This window comes from Gordonia sp. ABSL11-1 (assembly GCF_030315685.1).
GTDB lineage: Bacteria > Actinomycetota > Actinomycetes > Mycobacteriales > Mycobacteriaceae > Gordonia.
On the sequence record NZ_JASXSI010000103.1, the window covers coordinates 1 to 573 of the forward strand.

1 protein-coding gene is annotated in these 573 nt (G+C 67.9%); it reads right to left on the reverse strand.

All coding sequences use genetic code 11. The features are described 5' to 3' along the window. Positions 1-573 (reverse strand): DUF222 domain-containing protein (locus QSJ19_RS26630; RefSeq protein ID WP_286324066.1); only part of this gene is annotated, 573 nt, incomplete at both ends.

Sequence of the window (573 nt, forward strand, 5' to 3'; positions counted from 1 at the left end):
ACGGCCCTCTTGCGCGCGGCGGCGGCGTTCGCGCACCGCATCCGGGTCATGTCGGTAGACGATGCGATCGACCATGTCACGTAACCGTTCGGCCGACCACGCCCCATCATGCAGATCCAACTCGGCGGCGATCTGGGCATCGACCTCGGCGGCGCAGTCGGCGCCGTCGATCAGATCCGTCCGTGAGATCACCGCGATCACCCGTTCCGGCGAGATGCGGCCCTCCCGCAACCGCTGCGCCACCTGCGGCAGCCGATCACGCAGGGCGACCGCCTGGGCGAGGAGCTGTTCGGCGGCGTGCTGGGTGATCGCCAACGCCACCGCAACCCGCGCCGCGCACCCGGCCAACCCATCCACCACAAGGACGTCGTGATCACCACGGTCACCGACCAAACGGCGATGCAACTCCGCAGCCACCTGATAGTTGTGCCACGCCAGATACGAACGGCCGAATGTCGTGGCCGCCATCGACCCCACCAGGGCGGTGACATCCACCCGGTCAGGATCGGCCACCTCGTCACCGAACACCTCACCAGTGAACGACGCCGGCAGATTCAGCCACGGCGAGGGAGT